2 protein-coding genes are annotated in these 1,125 nt (G+C 71.1%); both read left to right on the forward strand.

Annotation, left to right across the window (positions count from 1 at the left end):
• A partial coding sequence (locus AMK13_RS45675) for a citrate/2-methylcitrate synthase (protein WP_274538717.1) occupies positions 1-381 on the forward strand: 381 nt, incomplete at its 5' end.
• Positions 382-937: 556 nt separating this feature from the next.
• The coding region (locus AMK13_RS45680; RefSeq protein ID WP_241853251.1) for an SDR family NAD(P)-dependent oxidoreductase at positions 938-1,125 on the forward strand (188 nt) is incomplete at its 3' end.

Genomic DNA, 1,125 nt, shown 5'->3' on the forward strand with positions numbered 1-1,125 from the left:
GGCTTCGGCCACCGGGTCTACAAGGCGTTCGACCCGCGTGCCGCCCAGGTCAAGCTGCTCGCGCACGAGGTCCTCGGCCAGCTCGGCAAGAGCGACGAGCTGCTGGACATCGCGCTCAAGCTGGAGGAGCACGCCCTCAAGGACGACTTCTTCATCTCGCGCAAGCTGTACCCGAACGTGGACTTCTACACCGGCCTGATCTACCGCGCCATGGGCTTCCCGACCAGCATGTTCACCGTGCTGTTCGCCCTCGGCCGGCTGCCGGGCTGGATCGCCCACTGGCACGAGATGATCAACGACCCGACCAGCCGGATCGGCCGTCCGCGCCAGATCTACACCGGCACCGCGATCCGCGACTACGTCCCGCTGGACGCCCGCTGACCGCAGCGGCGCCGACCACCGGCCCGCACGGAAGCTGAGAGGGGCCCGACCGCGAGAGCGGCCGGGCCCCTTCGCGTCCCGGTGGCGCGCCCGAGGGCCCGCGCGGGGACGGAACCGTACGGCGCACGACTCCGGGGTCGGCCGCAGCCGGGGACGGCCGCTCAAAGCGTCCCAGGCCCGCCAGAACCCCGGCGTCGTGCGCGAAGGCCGTCAGGGTCGACGACCGTCCCGGGGCCCGCCGGAGCCCCGTCGGCGACAGCCCGCTGGAAGCGCGGGGACACGTTGCCGTTCAGCGTGTCCCCGCCCACCGGAAAAACTGCCGCACTACCAACCTAAGACGTATCAGGGTGCGAGAAGTTACGCCCGGGGGGTGTGAGCTGCCTCTCGCCACGCTCCGTGTGCGCGTCGTACCACGCTCATATCACACCTTCGCTCGCGCCGGACGTCACCCTCCCCGCAGTCACGGCAACCGAGCGTGATAGGAATCGTGGCATTCCGGTACGGACCGTCGCGCACATTCGCCGCGCGACGGCGGAACTGGGGAGGGAGTGCGCAGATGGCCAGGAACGTCGTCGTCACCGGCGGTGGCACGGGAATCGGGTACGAGGTCGCGCGGCGGTTCGTCGAGGCCGGCGACCACGTGGTGATCGTGGGCCGCCGCCGGGAGGTCCTGGAGAAGGCCGCGGCCGGACTCGGGCCGAACGTCACCCCGCTGGTGTGCGACCTCGCCGACCCGGACGCCGT

Origin of the sequence: Streptomyces sp. CB02056, assembly GCF_001905545.1 — a bacterium.
Lineage (GTDB): Bacteria > Actinomycetota > Actinomycetes > Streptomycetales > Streptomycetaceae > Kitasatospora.